The sequence below is a fragment of the Desulfovibrio piger genome (assembly GCF_900116045.1).
Classification (GTDB): Bacteria; Desulfobacterota; Desulfovibrionia; order Desulfovibrionales; family Desulfovibrionaceae; genus Desulfovibrio; species Desulfovibrio piger_A.
Window position 1 is genome coordinate 176,489 of the sequence record NZ_LT630450.1, and the last position, 17,582, is coordinate 194,070.

At 63.5% G+C, this 17,582-nt stretch carries 20 protein-coding genes; 14 read left to right on the plus strand and 6 right to left on the minus strand.

The window, feature by feature from the left end:
- The 14 genes from DESPIGER_RS00945 (at position 1) to tnpA (ending at position 11,256) form a co-directional block, all read left to right on the plus strand.
- Positions 1 to 1,182, plus strand: coding sequence for a DNA circularization protein (locus DESPIGER_RS00945; RefSeq protein ID WP_072331867.1), 1,182 nt, complete (start codon positions 1 to 3; stop codon positions 1,180 to 1,182).
- A complete protein-coding gene (locus tag DESPIGER_RS00950; protein WP_072331870.1) occupies positions 1,175 to 2,242 on the plus strand; it encodes a phage baseplate assembly protein in 1,068 nt (355 codons plus the stop codon). The genes DESPIGER_RS00945 and DESPIGER_RS00950 overlap by 8 nt, the downstream gene beginning before the upstream one ends.
- Entirely contained in the window at positions 2,230 to 2,877 is a 648-nt protein-coding gene (locus tag DESPIGER_RS00955; RefSeq protein ID WP_083575234.1) for a phage baseplate assembly protein V, read from the plus strand. Before DESPIGER_RS00950 ends, DESPIGER_RS00955 begins: the two co-directional genes overlap by 13 nt.
- The gene (locus DESPIGER_RS00960; protein ID WP_072331875.1) at positions 2,874 to 3,362 is read left to right on the plus strand and encodes a phage GP46 family protein; all 489 of its coding nucleotides are present in this window, start codon (positions 2,874 to 2,876) and stop codon (positions 3,360 to 3,362) included. The genes DESPIGER_RS00955 and DESPIGER_RS00960 overlap by 4 nt, the downstream gene beginning before the upstream one ends.
- 103 nt (positions 3,363 to 3,465) lie before the next feature.
- Entirely contained in the window at positions 3,466 to 4,521 is a 1,056-nt protein-coding gene (locus DESPIGER_RS00965; RefSeq protein WP_072331878.1) for a baseplate J/gp47 family protein, read from the plus strand.
- Positions 4,521 to 5,105 carry a YmfQ family protein gene (locus tag DESPIGER_RS00970; RefSeq protein WP_231927595.1) on the plus strand — a complete coding sequence of 195 codons (585 nt, stop codon included), beginning with the start codon at positions 4,521 to 4,523 and terminating at the stop codon, positions 5,103 to 5,105. Before DESPIGER_RS00965 ends, DESPIGER_RS00970 begins: the two co-directional genes overlap by 1 nt.
- A 2-nt stretch (positions 5,106 to 5,107) precedes the next feature.
- Positions 5,108 to 5,926 carry a hypothetical protein gene (locus DESPIGER_RS00975; protein ID WP_072331884.1) on the plus strand — a complete coding sequence of 273 codons (819 nt, stop codon included), beginning with the start codon at positions 5,108 to 5,110 and terminating at the stop codon, positions 5,924 to 5,926.
- A 588-nt stretch (positions 5,927 to 6,514) separates the two neighbouring features.
- Positions 6,515 to 7,039 (plus strand): hypothetical protein, encoded by a 525-nt coding sequence (locus tag DESPIGER_RS00980; protein WP_072331887.1) that lies wholly within the window; start codon positions 6,515 to 6,517, stop codon positions 7,037 to 7,039.
- Complete coding sequence (locus tag DESPIGER_RS00985; protein ID WP_072331890.1) at positions 7,029 to 7,757, plus strand: hypothetical protein; 729 nt, start codon at positions 7,029 to 7,031, stop codon at positions 7,755 to 7,757. The genes DESPIGER_RS00980 and DESPIGER_RS00985 overlap by 11 nt, the downstream gene beginning before the upstream one ends.
- A gap of 20 nt (positions 7,758 to 7,777) precedes the next feature.
- The gene (locus DESPIGER_RS00990; RefSeq protein WP_231927596.1) at positions 7,778 to 8,668 is read left to right on the plus strand and encodes a tyrosine-type recombinase/integrase; all 891 of its coding nucleotides are present in this window, start codon (positions 7,778 to 7,780) and stop codon (positions 8,666 to 8,668) included.
- 173 nt (positions 8,669 to 8,841) lie between these two features.
- Complete coding sequence (locus tag DESPIGER_RS00995; protein WP_072331893.1) at positions 8,842 to 9,057, plus strand: Com family DNA-binding transcriptional regulator; 216 nt, start codon at positions 8,842 to 8,844, stop codon at positions 9,055 to 9,057.
- Positions 9,018 to 9,758 (plus strand): hypothetical protein, encoded by a 741-nt coding sequence (locus DESPIGER_RS01000; RefSeq protein WP_231927597.1) that lies wholly within the window; start codon positions 9,018 to 9,020, stop codon positions 9,756 to 9,758. The genes DESPIGER_RS00995 and DESPIGER_RS01000 overlap by 40 nt, the downstream gene beginning before the upstream one ends.
- A 75-nt stretch (positions 9,759 to 9,833) precedes the next feature.
- Complete coding sequence (locus tag DESPIGER_RS01005; RefSeq protein WP_072331896.1) at positions 9,834 to 10,574, plus strand: DNA-methyltransferase; 741 nt, start codon at positions 9,834 to 9,836, stop codon at positions 10,572 to 10,574.
- Positions 10,575 to 10,800: 226 nt separating this feature from the next.
- Positions 10,801 to 11,256, plus strand: coding sequence for an IS200/IS605 family transposase (gene tnpA / locus DESPIGER_RS01010; RefSeq protein WP_072331899.1), 456 nt, complete (start codon positions 10,801 to 10,803; stop codon positions 11,254 to 11,256).
- Positions 11,257 to 11,413: 157 nt separating this feature from the next.
- Here the strand turns inward: tnpA and DESPIGER_RS01015 are convergent, their stop codons facing one another.
- From DESPIGER_RS01015 to DESPIGER_RS01040, 6 genes are all read right to left on the minus strand, one after another.
- A complete protein-coding gene (locus DESPIGER_RS01015; protein WP_072331902.1) occupies positions 11,414 to 12,115 on the minus strand; it encodes a LexA family transcriptional regulator in 702 nt (233 codons plus the stop codon).
- Positions 12,116 to 12,366: 251 nt separating this feature from the next.
- Positions 12,367 to 13,248, minus strand: a complete 882-nt coding sequence (gene dapA / locus DESPIGER_RS01020) for a 4-hydroxy-tetrahydrodipicolinate synthase (RefSeq protein WP_072331905.1) — start codon at positions 13,246 to 13,248, stop codon at positions 12,367 to 12,369.
- A gap of 37 nt (positions 13,249 to 13,285) precedes the next feature.
- Positions 13,286 to 13,561, minus strand: coding sequence for an HU family DNA-binding protein (locus tag DESPIGER_RS01025; RefSeq protein WP_006004403.1), 276 nt, complete (start codon positions 13,559 to 13,561; stop codon positions 13,286 to 13,288).
- Positions 13,562 to 13,746: 185 nt separating this feature from the next.
- Positions 13,747 to 14,860 (minus strand): peptide chain release factor 2 gene (gene prfB, locus DESPIGER_RS01030; RefSeq protein ID WP_173783277.1). Its coding sequence is split into 2 segments (ribosomal slippage): positions 13,747 to 14,784 and positions 14,786 to 14,860, totalling 1,113 coding nucleotides; the frame shifts between segments, so codons are not numbered across the junction.
- A gap of 5 nt (positions 14,861 to 14,865) precedes the next feature.
- The gene (gene lnt, locus DESPIGER_RS01035; RefSeq protein ID WP_072331911.1) at positions 14,866 to 16,410 is read right to left on the minus strand and encodes an apolipoprotein N-acyltransferase; all 1,545 of its coding nucleotides are present in this window, start codon (positions 16,408 to 16,410) and stop codon (positions 14,866 to 14,868) included.
- A 1-nt stretch (position 16,411) separates the two neighbouring features.
- Positions 16,412 to 17,275, minus strand: a complete 864-nt coding sequence (locus DESPIGER_RS01040; RefSeq protein WP_072331914.1) for a hemolysin family protein — start codon at positions 17,273 to 17,275, stop codon at positions 16,412 to 16,414.
- Positions 17,276 to 17,582 lie beyond the last annotated feature (307 nt).

Here is a 17,582-nt window from a genome sequence, read left to right on the forward strand (position 1 = left end):
ATGCGTGCCCGCAGCTTTTTCAGCAACCTGCGCGAGGCCTCCTTCCGGGGCGCCCGTTTCGAGGTGGACGATGTGGAAGCCTCGGGCGGTCGCCGTGTGGTGCTGCACGAGTACCCGTTGCGGGATACGCCCTACAGTGAGGACCTGGGCCGCCGGGCGCGGGAGTTTTCGGTGCGCGGCTACATCATCCAGGGCCGCACGTATGACTACGCCTCGGCCCGGGCGGACGTGCTCAAGGCCCTGGAAGCCTACGGCCCCGGCGAGCTGGTGCATCCCTGGCATGGCGAGGTCAGTGTGGTGGTGGACGACTACCGCCTGCGCGAGAGCATGGAGCGCGGGGGGCTGCTTGAACTGGATATCCGCTTTCGGGAAGCCGGACAGCTCGCGAACCCCACCTCATCCGCCGATACGGCCAAGGGGGTCGCTTCGGCCGCCTCCAGTGTCCGGCAAGCCCTGAAGAACAGTTTTTTATCCGCCTTCGCGCTCGCCCTGGACGAGATCGACAAAGCTGTCACGGCGCTCAATGACGCGGCAAGCCTTGCCATGGAATACCTGGGCCTGCCCCAAAGCCTTATTGCGGAAGGGCTTGCCTATGTTCAAAGCCTGATCTCCACGCCCGCGGCCTTCTTCAATGCCCTGGTGGGGCTCTTCGGGGGGCTGCTCGGCAATGAGAGCGGGGAAAAAGCCCTGGCTGCTCCCGTGCCGGATGCGTCCTTCAGCATCGCATCCGGGGAAGGCACCGCGCCGCTGGAAAGTATCCTGGGCGGCAGTGCTTCCATCACCACCGAAGCCGAGCGCGTGATCCGCGATACCGTCGCCCAGGTAGTGGTCATAGAGGCCGCCGCATCCACGGCCCACGCGGAGTACGCCACGGCCGACGACGCTCTGGCGGATCGGGATGCCGTGGTGGAAGGCCTGGATACCATCGAGCCGGCGGCTGATGATGCCGTCTTTCTGGGGCTTGCCGAGCTGCGCCGGGCCGTAGTGACGGACCTGACCACACGCGGCGCGGAGCTGCCGCGCGTGCGTGCCGTGACCCTGCCGGGCACCGTGCCCGCGCTGGTGGCCGCCTACCGCATCCATGCGGATGCCGGGCGTGCCGATGAGATCGTGTCCCGTAACCGCATCCGCCATCCCGGCCGCGTACCGGGCGGCACCCCGCTGGAGGTCTTGAGTGAGTAGCCGCAAGCCCGACATTATCCTGGAGGTGGACGGCCGGCGTTACGGCGGCTGGAAATCCATAGATATCAGCCGGGGCCTGGAGCAGTGCGCCGGGACCTTCAGGTTGTCCGTCACCGACCGCTGGCCGCAGCAAAATGAACCGCGCGGCATCAAGGCCGGGGCCGCCTGCCGTGTGACCATCGACGGCCGGGCCGTCATCACGGGCTATGTGGATGATGTGGAAGTCTCCTGGAGCGCCACCTCCCACGAGTATCGCGTCTCCGGACGAGACAAAACGGCGGATCTTGTGGACTGCTGCCCGCCCTCCCTGCAACTCAAGGGCGCGGACCTGCCCGCGCTGGCCCGCCGCTGGGCCGGACTGTTCGGCATCGAGGTCATGGTGGAAGCGGAATGCAACAAGGCCGTACCCGGTTTCAAGACCGAAGAAGGCGAGACCTGTTTCGAGATGCTGGAACGGCTGGCGCGGGCCAATGCCGTCATGCTCACCAGCGACGGCGACGGCCGTCTGGTCATCACCCGCGCCGGCACACACAAGGCGGCCGCCGCTTTGCAGATGGGCGGCAATCTGCTGCGCCTTGCTCTGTCCTCCAGCATGAAGGATCGCTTTTCGGAAGTTACTGTCAAAGGCCAGTCCGCCGGTTCCGATACCTGGGACGGCCCCGGCAATGCCCAGGCCAAGGGGACGGCCACCGATCCCAACGTGCCCCGCTACCGCCCCCTGACCGTCATCGCGGAACAGGAGGAGTTCGGCAGCGCCACCACCCGCGCCCGCCACGAAGTTGCCGTGCGCTACGGCAAGGGGCATCAGGCCCGGGCGCTGGTCAACGGCTGGTATGCGGGGACGGAGCTCTGGCAGCCCAATCGTCTGGCCGACATCCTGGACAGCAGCGGGCAGGCCATGGCCACCTGGCTCATCGTCAATGTGAGCTGGCACATGGACGACCGGGGCTGCCTTACGGAACTTTCCCTGTCCCCCAAGGAAGCCTATGAACTGCTGCCCGAGATGCCCAAAGGGGCAAAGGGCAAAAAAGGCAAGGAGGCCTCGTTATGGCTGCAATGATCCCCGGGCGCCTCCTGCGCTCCCTGCAACGGCGCATGGCCACCCTGGTTGGCCGTGCCGTGCTATTGGCCGTCAATTCCGGGACAGGCCTGCAAAGCGTGCAGGTGAGCATCTTGGCCGACGAGGTCATGGACGGAGTGGAACATATGGAGCCGTATGGCTTCACCTCCAACCCCCTGCCGGGCGCGGAAGGTGTGGTCCTCAATGTGGCCGGACAGCGCGGCGCCTGCGTGGGCGTGAACTTCGGCAACCGCGGCGTGCGTGTGGCCGGTCTCAAGAGCGGCGAGGTCTGCATCTATACCGACGAGGGCGACAAAATCACCCTCAAACGGGACCGGCATATTGAGATCGAGACCTTGCATCTGACCATCCATGCCCAAGAGGATGCCACGGTGGAAACGAAGACCTACACGGTCAAAGCCTCGCAGAGCGTCAGCTATGAGACGCCGTCCTTTGGCCTTGGCGGAGGATCGGGCGGCTGCACGGCGGATATTGCTGCCGACATGGCCATCACCGGCAATACCACGCAACAGGGCACTATCACCGCCAGCGGCGATGTGACGGCCGAAGGCATCTCCACCGCCCACCACACCCATCCCGGCGATTCCGGCGGCACCACGGGGGCGCCGCAATGATGCGCGTCAATGACCTGGCTCTGCTGCCTCCTGCTCCTCTGGACGTGGCCGGGCCGGATTGCGGCATGGAGGCCGGGGATCTAGTGGCCGAAGACAGCTTGCGCACGGCCGTCATCCTGTCCCTGTTCCTGGACAGGAGGGCAAACGATGACGACATCCTACCCAATGGCAGCGATGACAGGCGCGGCTGGTGGGCAGACACCGTGGCACCCATGACCGACTACGGCATCGGCGGAGGCAGCGCCTCCGGGGACCGTATCGGTTCCCGTCTCTGGCTGCTTTCCCGTGAAAAGCAGCTTGCCGGCGTACTGGAAAGGGCGCGGCACTATGCTGAAGAAGCCCTCGCCTGGCTGGTGGAAGACGGTGTGGCCACAGCTGTCAGCGTCACGGCCTCCAGCCCTAGGTCTGGCTGGCTTGCGCTTGAGGTGACGATCACCTTGCCCGACACCAGCGAATACCGGGAAACATTTCCTCTGTCCGTCTGAAGCCTCCCGCGTCGCAACGACTGAAGCATGGCCCGGTTTTTACCGGGCTTTTTTGTGAGAATCCTCACCAGATTTTTACAGACGCTCCGGGCATGATGTGTCCATGCCATTTGAACGTCCCTCCCTTCAGGAACTCATTGCCCGCATCCAGGCCGATATGGACAGCCGTCTTGACGGCCAGCCTTGGCTGCGCCGCCGCCTGCTGGCCATCCTGGCCCGCATGGAGGGCGGCGTGGCCCACGGCCTGTACGGCTATCTGGACTGGCTGGCCCGGCAGATCATGCCGGATACGGCCGAGGCCGAACATCTGGAACGCTGGGCCTCCATCTGGGGCATCACACGCCGGACCGCCATACAGGCAGCCGGGTATGCCGCTTTCAGCGGCGAGGATGGTGCCGCCATCCCCACCGGTACGGAAGTACAGAGCCCGTCCGGGCAGATCTACGTGACCCTGGCCGATGCCTGGATCGAAGACGGTACGGCCCGTGCGGCCATCGAGGCTGTGGAGGCCGGGCCGGACGGCAATGCATCCGACGCAACGCCCTTGCAGCTGACCATACCGGTGGCAGGCGTCCAGGCCCGGGCCGCAGCTTCCGGCAACATCACCGGCGGCGCGGCAGCGGAGACGGATGCCTCCCTGCGCACACGCCTGCTGTCGCGCATCCGCACCCTGCCGTCGGGCGGGGCCGCGCGCGATTACGTTACCTGGACACTGGAGGTGGCGGGCGTGACCCGCGCCTGGTGCTACCCGGGCGAGATGGGCCGCGGCTCCGTGACCGTGCGCTTCATGATGGATGATGCCTATGAAAACGGCATCCCCCAGCCGGAAGACGTGCAGCGCGTTGCGGATCATCTGGACGGTCTGCGGCCGGTCACGGCGGATGTCTATGTGGTGGCCCCCGTGCCGGAGCCCGTCAGCCTTGATTTGCGCATCAGCCCGGACAATCCCCGGCTTCGCGTGGTGGTGGCCGAGGCCGTCTGGGCCGTCCTGCGTCGCGATGCCGTGCCCGGCGGCACGGTCGTCATCTCCCGCCTTAACGAGGCCATTTCCGGTGCTGAAGGCGAGGAAGACCACGTTCTCTTGTCTCCCACCCAGAATATCCAGATTCCCACCGGCAAGATCGCCGTGCCGGGCAGCATCACCTGGGAGGAGGCATAGTGTCCTACCGCGAGCAGTTCTTTGCCCTGCAGCCGCCGGGTCAGGCCCTGCCCACAGACCCGGACAGCGTCTGGGGCCGCCTGCTGGACGGTCTGGCGCGGGAATACGGCCGCACGGAGAGCCGGAGCAGCGCCTTGGTACGGGAATCCGATCCACGGCAGTCCGCGGAGCTGTTGCCCGACTGGGAGCGCGTCTGCGGCCTGCCCGGAGACTGCGCCATCGCCTGGGACAGTACCTTGCAGGCCCGCCGTGCGGCCGTGGTAGCCCAGCTGACCGGCGCCGGGGGCCAGCGTATCGCCTACTTTCAGCAGCTGGCGGCCCTGCTGGGGCTTTCCATCCATGTGACGGAGTACAAGCCGTTTTTGACCGGGCTTTCCCGCTGTGGCCAGCGCCTCAACGGCGACCACGACGTGCGCTTCGTCTGGTCCGTGGTGGTCAGGGGGCAGCGTGTGCTGCGCTTTCGCTGCGGGGCCAGTGTGCCGGGGGAACGCCTGCTGGACTTTGCCCGCCGGGAAGATCTGGAATGCCTGCTGCGCCTTTACGCCCCGGCCCATACGGTACTCATCATCGGATACGAGGAATAAGCATGAAATACGCGCCCCCCATCGGGCAGGAAGCCCAGGGCGAAGAAGCCCACTATGTCGACGGCAACCCGGAACTCGGCATCCTTGGCTCGCCCGTACCCGCGGCTGCCATTGAGCAGGGCCAGCGGGAGCTTTTGCATGTCATCAAACAGGCAGGCCTCACGCCCAGCAGCGAAGACCTGACCCAGCTCTTCCAGGCCATCGGCAAGCTGATCAGCGACAAAGTTCCCATCGCTACCAACGAAACGGTCGGGCTCGTCAAAGGCGGTGCCAATATCGATATCGGCGAAGACGGGACCATCAGCCTGACAGGTATTGATCCCTGGTCTGTTTTCCCGAAGCGAGTCCCTATTGCCGTTGACGGAGTTACGTTTGGCGGCAGTGACGGACGCCGTGCCATTATGCCTGGCGAGTCCGAACCCCGCGAGAACTGGGTCAAATGTGATGGCGGTAGTGATGGTCAGGGCGGCTCTGTGCCGAATTTGCAAGGGCGGTTTATTTTGGGTGCGTCGGAAGACCACAAAGCCGGCTCCACTGGCGGTTCGGAGACGCATGCCCACAGTCTATCCGGCACTGTCGGCGAGACCACGCTCACGGTGGAGCAGCTGGCCAGTCATACGCATAAATATACCATTGGTAACGGTGGGGCCTGGGAGGCGAGTGGCGCATCGTATCGAGAGTCTACGGAGAACAGATCCCAAATCCCTACGACTTCGACTGGAGGGTCTAAGCCCCACACACATACACTTTCCGGGGCGTCTGGAGAGGTGGATAGCTTGCCGCCATATTATGCGCTTGCGCTGATCATGCGCATCGCATGACGTACGACAGTACATAGTACGGCGGCAGGCCGTTGGCTTCTCCAGATGCACCGTCCAGCGTATGGGTATGGGGCTGAGAGCCGCCTACGGTAGTTGTGGTTCCGTGCGTATCGCCATTGATGTTGCCATTTTTTGTAACGCCATCAGCATGCGTTTCCCCAGAAATCCATGTTTGGACATGACGCCATTGGTGGGCATGCGCTGTCATCTGCTCGATGGACAGCGTGGTGTCCCCGACAGTGCCGGATACACCCGGCCACCACCCTCAACCCCGCGTCTACCGGGGCTCAGACGCGGATCACATAATGCCCGGCATAGTACGGCGGCAGGCTGTCGGCAGCCTCGGAGCTGACCCCAGACAGACTATGGGTGTGAGGCTGAGAACCACCGGTCTGTCTTGTCTTTTGGCTCGGACCGTAGGCGTCGTCTAGTCGGCATACATTTCGATTGGCGCTGCTGCCCTCCAAAGCAGATCCGTAAAGGTTATGTGTGTGGCCAGCCAGCTGCTCCACGCTCAACGTCGTGGCGCCGACAGTGCCGGATAGACATTTTTAATCGCCGCCATGCGGCATAACCAGGAGCTTTCCTATGCCTCAAGTTACCGTAGTTCCCGCCGATAATCTGATCATCGTCGACGGCGCGGCCCTCGTTTTCCCGTTTGACGCCCCGACAAATCTGCATGCCCTGCAATGGCACGGTGACACTGGCCATACCGAGTGGACGGATGGCCCCAACAAGCCGCTGACTGCTGAAGATTATGACGAGCAGGTCGTGCCGTATGTGAAGCTCTGGCAGGCGGAAAAAGCACGCCTGGAGAAGAAAGCCACCGAGGAGGCTGCCGCCCGTGCGCTCCCCGATGCCAAGTCCGCCAAGCAAAGCGAGATCCAGAACGGCTACGACGCTGCTCTGGCGGCCTCCCTGACCATGCCCTCCACCGCCCCTACTGCGCAGGACGTAGCCGTGGGCGCGGCCCTTCTGGCCGTAGAGGATGCGGAGGGGCTGGCGTATGTGCAGGCTCTGCACGCCGCCCGCCGTGACGAGCTGCTGGCCGCCGTGGATGCCGCCGAGACCGTAGAGGCCGTGCAGGCCGTGGTCGTGGACTATGACGTATAGCCTGGCGGGCCAGACCATCACCGCTCCGGACGCGAGCGGGCATGGCCTGGATATAAGCAACGGGCAGGACTGGCTGGTAGAGGATTGCCTCATCGACCTGTCCGCCTGCCCGCTGGGGCAGCTGGATGAGGCTGTGGGCGTGGTATGGGGCAGCAGTGCCGTTTTTCGACGCTGTGTCATCCGGGGCGCGGCCAAGCTGGTGCTGTGCGGCTCCGGGGATACGGATAAAGTGAACGTTGAACGCGGCAAGACCGTCATTTTCGAGGACTGTATCCTCGAGGACTTCGGGCGGCGGGGACCGGAAGCGCAGTCCGGCATGCGGGTCATGCTGCGTGGCTGCCTGATCCGCAACTGGTGCGCTCCGGACCGCTTTGATGTGCGGTCCTTTGGATCTTGGGCGCATCACGGCGGCAGCATCGAGGCCGTGGGCTGCGTGTTTGATCAGCCCCGTTTCTGGCATGGCTGGCACATCATGGCACGAGACTGGCTGGCCCATCTGGGCCAGGCATGGAACGACGAGGACCTGCGCGGCCTGCTACGCCCCGCCAACTGGCTGCCCGGTGTCTGCCGGGGGCTGGTGGCCACAGCGGGCGGACAGGTCCGGGCCGAGAACTGCCATGCCACACGCTGGTGGATACGGCTTGAAGGGCACCATGGCCCGCGCATGAGCCCCAACCAAGCGCAGGCGCTCATGGCTAGGCTGGAGGGTATGCTATAGGCCTCCCACAAGGAGGCCATATGGCAACAAAACACAAACGGACCACTATGACGGCCCGCCAACTGGCAGAGGACTATCTGGCCCACCAGATCACGCGGGACGTGACCCGCACCAGTACCCGGCATCACCTCAACCAGCTTCTGGCCCTGTTCGGGGGCTGGCAGGCCCGCCGGGTGGGGGCGGATCAAGTACGGGAGTTTCTGGCGGTCCAGAAAACACGCGGCGTCATGGCCACCACAGCGCACCACCGCGTCCGCCTGTGGCGTACCGTCTTGGCCTGGGCAGTGGAGACGGGCCGCCTGCCCGCGTCGCCTCTGGCGGGTTTCCGGCTGCACCGCCCCAGGGCACGGCGCATCGATCCGCCCACGCGGGCCGAGGCTGCGCGCATGTATAAGGTAGCCGCGCCGCATATCCGGCGTGTGATTGTCCTGGGCATGGCGGCCGGGCCGCGTATCGGCCCCAGCGAGCTTTTTCGGCTTGCATGGGCGGATGTGGATCTGGCGGCGGGCTATATGAGGATGCCCAACGCTGCCAAGGGCGCGAAGGACGACAGCAGGATCGTCCCCATCCGGGACGACATCCTGCCCCTGTTGCGGAAGTGGAGAGAGGAAGACGAAAAGCTGGCCTGTCCGTGGGTTATTCACTGGCAGGGACGGCCGGTGCGATGCATAGGCCATGCGTGGCACCAGGCCCGCAAGGCGGCGGGCATCACGCGGCGCATAACGCCCTACAGCCTGCGCCATGCCATGCCCACGGAAGCCCTTGAGCATGGCGCGGACGTGAAAGCGGTGGCGGAGGTCATGGGCCATGCTGACCCGACCACGCTGCTGCGTGTCTATCAGCACACACGCTACAGGCTTCGGAAAAAAGCGGTCAACGCCGCGCCAGGACTGAAACTCGACAAGATTTGACAGTGGCGGGGGCGCCGCAACGCCCCCACCGACGGGCCTGACAAGCCCGCCACGGCCCCACGGATAGAAAAAACGACCCTCTATCCGCAGAGTATCCGCCTTGTCGGAAGTCTCGGCGAGAGACGTCATCAGTATAGGCGGTTATATCATGGGGCGCAACATGATTGCATACCATGAAACAGGAGCAACTTACCGAGATCCGTTGCCGCCATTGCGGCAAACTTCTGGCCAGAGGCTGGATAGTTGAAGCATCACTTGAGCATAAATGCCCCCGCTGTGGGGCATATCACCTCCTGCGGGCCACGCGCCCCGATCAGGCAGGCCATGGAGCCTCTCCTATGGAGGCACTATGGCCACAAACCGCAGACCATACCATCCGCCGGTCCTGAGCGACTGGCTGCCCCCCCTGGCCGGGCCGCCCGGCTACATCATGGGAGCAACAGGGGTGCAAGGGTTCGGCACGGCCGATTATTTTGTAGCCCAAATCCCCTGTGCTACAGCCCGTGAAATTATCCGGCGCGAACACTACAGCCATAGCGTTGTCAACAATAGTTACGTAAACTTGGGAGTTTTTCTCGAAGGGGCCATCGTTGGCGTCCTGCAATGGGGCTATGCCCTCAATCCGGCCAGAGCTGGCAAAGTGGTGGCAAACACTACACAAGGACAATACCTGGAACTCAACCGTATGTGGCTGTCGGACGATGCCCCGCGCAACAGTGAGAGCCGGGCGATCAGCTACAGCTTGAAATACATCCGCCGCGCCTGCCCGTCCGTGGCCTGGGTACAGTCCTATGCGGACGAACGCTGCCAGGGCCTGGGCGTGGTCTATCAGGCGTGTTCATTTTTGTATCTTGGATGCCATGAGAGTCCGTTTTACGCGTTGGACGGCGAGGTCTATCACAATATACTGGCCACAGCCAAAAGGCAGGGCAACAAACGTGGAGCATACCTGCGGGCCAATTTGGACAGGGCACGAAAGATCATGCTGCGCCAATATCGTTACATCCGCTTCTTGAAAACGGATTGGCTCCGGCGCCTTCGCCTGCCGATTCTTCCGTATCCCAAACGGCAGATGCCTGATGGGCTGTAAAGATAATCAGATAAAACTATCTGAGGGCCATGAGCCCCGTTATTGAGGGCCGCGAGCTCTAACTGGGGAAATTTTATGGTTCCACGCTTTCAGGCGGACAACGTCACTCTATACCAAGGTGACGCGCTGGCTATCCTGACAACGCTGAAGAGCGGCTCCGTGGACGCTGTCCTGACCGATCCTCCGTACTCCAGCGGCGGTGTCTCCCTGAGTACACGACAGGCCGACCCGGCGCAAAAATACCAATTGAGCGGGGTAAAACGTCGGTACCCTCCGATGCTTGGCGATGCCAAAGACCAGCATAGCTGGGCCATGTGGTGTACGTTGTGGCTTGGAGAATGTTGGCGCATTGCCCGCGATGGTGCGCCGCTCATGGTCTTTACGGACTGGAGACAGCTTCCGGCCTTAAGCGACGCCGTACAAGCCGCAGGGTGGAAATGGCTGGGCATCGTGCCTTGGGACAAGCGCAGCGCTCGCCCGCAAATGGGCCGTTTCCGGCAACAGTGCGAATATGTCCTATTTGCCTCCAAGGGACGCATCATCGAGCATGCTCGCTCATGTCTTCCGGGCGTGTACTCTTATCCGGTAGTTGCTGCACGAAAGGTTCACCTGACCAGCAAACCCGTGCCCCTGATCGAAAATCTGCTTGCCGTGGCCGCTGCACAGGCTACTGTCCTAGATCCGTTCATGGGCGGCGGAAGCGTAGGGGAGGCCTGTATCAGGACTGGCCGGGGTTATATCGGCATGGAACTGTCGCCGGAATATTACGAGATCAGCCGCAGCAGGCTGACAGCCGTGCTCGCTGAGCGCACATAGAAAAAGGCGGGGTCCAACGACCTCGCCTTTTGCAATTATGTTGCATCCTATGAAATACTATGTTGCGCATGTTATTACGCTTCCCCAAGGGGATTTTTGACGGCGCGCATCAAAAAAACCACCCGCTATGCGGGTGGAGACAATACGTTATACACACAAAAACACCTTTCCGATACGATGAAGTTGTTCAAGCCCATCGCAACGTTAACGGAAAGGTGTTTTTGTTATGAAAACTAAGGCTCATAGTTTAGCACATACGAAGTTGTTGTGCAAGTATCATATCGTCTTTACTCCAAAATATAGAAGGAAAATAATCTTCGCACAGCTTCGTGAAAGTATAAAAGAAATTTTGCAATGTCTCTGCAAATATAAAGGGGTTGAGATTCTGGAAGGGCATCTGATGCCGGATCATGTCCACATGCTGGTGTCCATACCTCCTAAAATCAGTGTGGCAAATTTCATGGGCTACCTGAAAGGGAAAAGTTCATTGATGATATTCGATAAACACGCAAACCTTAAGTATAAGTTCGGCAACAGAAAATTTTGGGCCGAAGGATATTATGTCAGTACGGTGGGGCTTAATGAGGCAACGATTAAAAAGTATATCCAGGATCAGGAACGCCACGATATTATAAGAGACAAGCTGACATCACGCGAATATCAAGACCCCTTTAAGGGGTAGTCAAGGCGGCAAGGGCACTGGGCTTGAACAACGTGAAAGCCAGCGTCTTTAGGCGCAGCCGGTAATAGGCCCTTATAGGGCCAGAGCAAACCACCCGCTTTGCGGGTGGTTCTGATTTTTCATGCGGCATAGAAAAAATATGGCCCGGTCTACGCAGCTAGCGGTATTCGCGGCCGGACCAGAGCACACGGCCGATGACGCGGAACTGTTCGGCGCAGTCGCCGCTCAGGTCGAGGGTCACGGGAGGGTAGGCGGGATTGGTGCTGTGCAGGACGATCCGGCCGGGCAGCAGGTCGATGCGCTTGATGTAGATGGCATCCTCGAAGCCGATGGCGTAGAGGCGGCCGGAGACGATCTCGGTCTGGCCCTGGTCCAGCAGGACGAGGTCGTTGTCCTGGATCTCGGGCACCATGCTGTCGCCCGAGACGCGCATGAGCACCATGCGGCGGGGATTGCCCTTGCGGTGCAAAAAGTCGCTGCGGAAGGCATAGCCGCCTTCCTGCTCGCTGCTGACCTCCAGGCTGCCGGAACCGGCGGACAGGCGGGCCACCACCAGGGGCACGGTGATCATGTCCACATCGTCATCGGCATCTTCCAGCATGAGGCAGGCGGGCATGGCGCCGGATTCCACCAGCGGGAGGCGCATGGGGCCGCGGCCGAAGAAAAGCCAGTCGGCATTGCAGCCTGTTTCCGCAGCGCAGATGCGGACCCAGGCATCCGGGATCTCGCCTTTGGCCAGTGCCTGTTCCACATCCGTCAGGGGCAGGCCCAGGGCCCGGGCCAGTTCAGCGGCGGTGTCCGCCTCCAGCGCCTGCATGAGGCGTTGCACGATTGTCGGATCGAGACGGGAATCGGTCATGGCTGCTCTCCTCGGCACGGTATGGGAAACGCCATCATGCTAGCAGCAGGACAGGGGGAAGGCAAGCAGCGGCAAGGCCGGACGGGCCGGGGCGGAGGCACGGAAGGCCTGCCTCCCTGCGGACGGGGGGCGGACACGCGCCCGGCAGGCCGCTCCCCGGCCCCGGGCATAAGCATGCCGGGAAGGGGCGGGCCTTCACAGGGCAAAAAAAAGCCCCGCCGGAGCGGGGCTCGCAAGACGTTATGCCGGAACTAGGCAAGCAGTCCCTTGGAAGCCAGGACGCCCTTGAGGCGTTCCAGGTGCTCGTCGGTCAGCGGACAGAGGGGCAGGCGCATCTCGCCGGTCATGCGGCCCATGAGAGCCAGGGCGGTCTTGACCGGGATGGGATTGCTTTCCATGAACATGGCCTGATGCAGGACGAAGAGGTCATGATGGATGCCCATGGCGGTGGCGATGTCGCCCTTGGCAAAGGCATTGTACATGGCGGCCACCTTGCCGGGGACGATATTGGAAGTCACGGAGATGACGCCGCTGCCGCCGATGGACATCAGGGGCAGGGCGGTGAAGTCGTCGCCGGAAAGCAGGCTGAAGCCCTTGGGGCACTGCTCCATGATCAGGCTGCACTGGCTCATGTCGCCGGTGGCTTCCTTCACGCCCACGATATTGGGAAAGTCATGGGCCAGGCGGCTGAGGGTGGCGGGCAGCAGGTTGGTGCCGGTACGCCCGGGGACATTGTAGGGGACCAGGGGCATGTCGACCGCCTCGGCGATGGCCTTGAAGTGGCGGTACAGGCCTTCCTGGGTGGGCTTGTTGTAATAGGGGGTGATCAGCAGCGCGCCGTCGGCCCCGGCCTTCTTGGCGAAGCGGGTCAGGCGGATGGCTTCGATGGTATTGTTGGAACCGGCACCGGCCAGGACGGGCACCCGGCCCTTGACCTGGTCGATACAGATCTCGATGACACGTTCATGCTCTTCGTGAGAGAGCGTGGCCGATTCGCCGGTGGTGCCGCAAGGCACAAGGCCGTGGATTCCCTCACTGATCTGGAATTCAATGAATTCGCGATAGGCGGCTTCATCAACGGCGCCGTTTTTGAACGGCGTGACGAGGGCGGTCAGGGCACCGAAAAATTGCATGGTCCACTCCTTGGAACTGGGCTAGATGGGACGGCGGTTACTGGTTGATATATTCCTTGAGCTCCTTCCCGGCACGGAAGAAGGGCAGGCGTTTGGGCACGACGGAGACGCTTTCGCCGGTTTTGGGATTGCGTCCGGCATAGCCGCTGTATTCCTTGATCTTGAAGCTCCCGAACCCCCTGATTTCGATACGGTCGCCAGCGATAAGCGAATCCTTCATCGCATCAATGAAAGTGTTCACCACCAAGGACGCATCATCGAACGGAAGATTGCTTTCTTCTGCCAGGGCCTTGATGAGTTCGCTCTTGTTCATCGTTCCTCCTCGTCGGTGAAAGGAGAGCGTAAATAAAAAGGCTGCCAGTCGTTATGATAAGGAATCCTATCCTTTTTGCCGGGCGAGGTAAAGTTGCAGGGCTGAAAATGGCAGGAAAATATGCCGGAAAGGTGAGGAAAATACCCGTGTTGCGTACTCACCTTTCCGGGGCATGGGGACTGACGTCAGCGCTGCTGCTCGTGCCTGTAGAGCAGGTAGTCATGCTGGAACTGGTCGATCTGGCCGTCCAGGACGGCTTCCACATCGCCGCATTCGCTGTTGGTGCGGTGATCCTTGACCAGGCGGTACGGCTGGAGGGTGTAGGTGCGGATCTGGCTGCCGAAGGCGATGGCGTCCTTGCCCGCGTACTGGGCGGCGCGTTCGGCTTCGCGCTTTTGCAGCTCAAGGTTGTACAGGCGCGCCTTGAGGATGCGCAGGGCCGATTCCTTGTTGTGATGCTGGGACTTCTCGTTCTGGCACTGGGCCGAGATGCCCGTGGGGATGTGGGTCACGCGCACGGCGGAGCTGGTGGTGTTCACGCTCTGGCCGCCGGGGCCGCTGGAGCGGAAGGTGTCGAAACGCAGGTCCGTCTCCTTGATGTCCAGCTGGATGTCGTCGCCCACGTCGGGCATGACGTCCACGGAGGCGAAGGACGTGTGACGGCGGCCGGAAGCATCGAAGGGCGAGATGCGGATCAGGCGGTGGATGCCGCGTTCGCTCTTCAGGAAACCGAAGGCATGCGGGCCCGAGATGCGCAGGGTCACGCTCTTGATGCCGGCTTCATCGCCGGGCAGGTAGTCCAGCTCTTCCACGGTGAAGTGGCGCCGGGCAGCCCAGCGGGTGTACATGCGCAGCAGCATCTCCGCCCAGTCCTGCGATTCCGTGCCGCCCGCGCCGGGGTGGATCTCCAGGATGGCGTCCTGGTTGTCCTCCTCACCGGAGAGCAGCATGACCAGCTCCGTCTCGTCCAGCAGGGCGTCCAGGGCGTCCTGCTGTTTCGCCAGGGATTCCAGGGCCTCGTCCTCGTCGCTTTCCACAGCCAGTTCCAGCCATTCGTGCATGTCGTCATGGCAGGTCTTGAGGGCGTTGAGGCGGGAGACCTCGTCCTCCAGCCGGCGTTTTTCGCGCAGCAGGGGGGTCAGGGCTTCAGGATTGTCCCAGGCGTTGGGGCGGGAAAGTTCCGTTTCGATGGCGGCAAGGCGCTGTTCGCTGGCCGCGACGTCAAAGACGCCCCCAAAGGTTGTCGAAACGCTGGTCGAGGGGCTGGCAACGGGCACGAAGATCACTGAGTTGCAACATGGGAACTATCGGGGGGTTGAAGGTGAGGGGCGACGCGTGCCCCAAAAGATGCCGAGCCAGAGCAGTCCGGCGGCCAGCGGCAGCCAGGGCCCGAGCGTGTGATAGACGGTGGCCCCCTGCTGCAGACGGAAACGCCCCCAGAGGGCATCTTCTTCGAACTGGCCTCCGCGGACGGTCACGCGGCCGCGGGCGTCGATGATGGCGGAGATGCCGGTATTGGTGCCCCGCAGCAGCCAGCGGCCCTGCTCCACGGCGCGCAGGGAGGCGAGGTACAGATGCTGGAGCGCCGCCGGCGAGCGGCCGAACCAGCCGTCGTTGCTGATGTCCACCAGCACGTTGGCGCCGTGCTCCACACGGGCCTGCGCCAGCCAGGGGAAGATGGCCTCATAGCAGATGAGCATGCCCAGGCGGAGGTCCCCGTGCACCAGGGGCGCGGCGGAATGGCCGGGCGTGTAGACGCCCACCTCCTGGAGCAGGTCGGCAAGGAAGTTCCAGTTGAGCCACTCCGGCACATATTCGCCGAAGGGCACGAGGTGCTCCTTGTCATAATGGCCCGCGGTGCCGCCCGAGGGATCGAGGAGCAGGGCCCGGTTGAAGACCTGCATGTTGCCCGCCGCGTCATGCTGGAAGCCGGGGACGCCGGTCAGCAGGGGGCTCCGGGCCTGGCGGGCCAGGTTGCGCACCAGCGCGGACAGGATGCCGTTATTGTCGAAATTGAAGGGCAGGGCCGTCTCGGGCCAGACGATGAGGGGCGTTTCGCCGGGGTGGCGCGCCAGTTCCGCCCGCGTCAGGCGCAGATAGGTCTCCACCGTGCGGCGCTGGTAGACGGGCACCCACTTCTGGTTCTGGTCGATGTTGCCCTCGGCGAAGAGGACGGCCACGCTGTCCCCGCCCCGGGGATCGCTCTCCAGCGGCGTGGTGTGCAGGCGCCAGGCGCCGTAGCCCAGCAGCAGGACCGCCAGCAGCAGACCGGTGCCCGCACAGGCGGGCCGGCGCCAGTGCCGCAGGCAGAGGATCACCGTGACCCACAGGCCGGCCAGCAGGTAGGCGCCCGTCACGTCGGCCGCCTGTATCCACAGGGGCCAGGCCGCCAGGGCACCGCCCAGGGGCAGCCAGGGGAAGCCCGCCACCAGCGCGTAGGCGTATTCCAGAAAATACCAGGCAAGGCCCAGCAGCCAGGCCTGCGCCAGCGGACCGCGTCCGCGCAGGGCGTGGGCCAGCAGGCAGAACAGGCCGCCGGCACTGGCCAGGCAGGTGGCCACCAGCAGGGCGCAGACCGCCGCCAGGGCCAGGGGCAGGTTGCCCACGGTGGCCATGGGGATGGTCAGCCAGTAGAGCACGGCCGCCATGCCCGCGATGGAGGTCAGCCAGCCGCGGCGCAGGGCCGCGCCCGCCGAGGGCGCCGACGTGCCCAGCAGGGCCAGGCACAGGGGCAGCAGCAGGGCCAGCGGCGGCAGGGAGATCCAGCCGTTGGGGAACGACAGCCACAACGCCGCAGCCCCCGCAAGGCCGGGGCCCAGGGGGGTGGAACGCAACCAGGCGTCACGCATCTCAGGCTTCCGTTTCAGGGGCCTCGGGCGTGTTTTCCCGGGCCGGTTCCATGCGCAGGTGGCGGATGAGCTTCTTGTCCGCATCCAGCACTTCGAAGCGCCAGCCGCGCAGGGTGAAGACCTCGCCGGGGGCGGGCACATGGCCAGCTTCCATGCTCAGGTAGCCGCCGATGGTGTCCACCTCGTCGGAGCTGAGGTCCACGCCCAGTTCTTCCAGGTCTTCCAGCAGGGCACGGCCCGTGAGTTCGTAGACATGGGCCCCCAGGGGACGGATGTCCTCCTCGCGGGGGGCGTCGTGCTCGTCCTCGATGTCGCCCACGATCTCTTCCAGCAGGTCTTCGATGGTGATCAGGCCCGAGGTGCCGCCGTATTCATCCAGCGCTATGGCGATATGCTGCTTGCTGGCGCGGAATTCCTGCAGGAGGTTGCGGATGGGCTTGGTCTCGGGCACGAAGAACGGTTCGCGCATGATGGCGCTGGCGGGCTGGTCGGCCATCTTGGGGTCCAGCAGGCAGCTCAGGATATCCTTGGCGTGGAGCATGCCGACCATGTTGTCGCGGGTGTCGCGGAAGACAGGGATGCGGGAGTGGCCCGACTCCACGATGACCCTGGCCACTTCGGGCAGGAGCATGTCCTCGGGGACGCAGTCGATGTCGGTGCGGGGCGTCATGGTGTCCTGCACCTGCAGGTCGTTGAAGCGCAGGATGCCCAGGAGCATGGACTCCTCGTCGGGCTCCACCTCGCCTTCGGCCCGGGCCTCGATGATGGCTTTTTCCAGGGATTCATCGTCTTCGCGTCCGAAAAAGCGGGCCAGACGCGACCAGATGGTGCCATTGCTACTATGACAGTCGGAACCACCGTCCAAAACAGCCTCCTAGAAGGGCTTTGCCTGCGCGCCGCGCCGGCGCCGGGCAAAGATGTCGCCGTGCCGCGGCACGGGCTGGGGTGAGGGGAACGCCGCAGGGAACGCGGGCCACGAAGGCGGCGGGCTGGCCCCGCCTTGCCGTGGACGCGTCCGGGCGGCCGCGGGAACGGATGCCGCGCCGGGGCAGGAGGACCATGCTTTCCCGCCGTGTGCGCAGCGCGGGCCGGAGGCTCAGGCGCAAAGGGCCCCCGTCCTCGCAGGATAACGGGGAACATTCCCCAACGTCAACAGCGCATCCTCCGTTTGC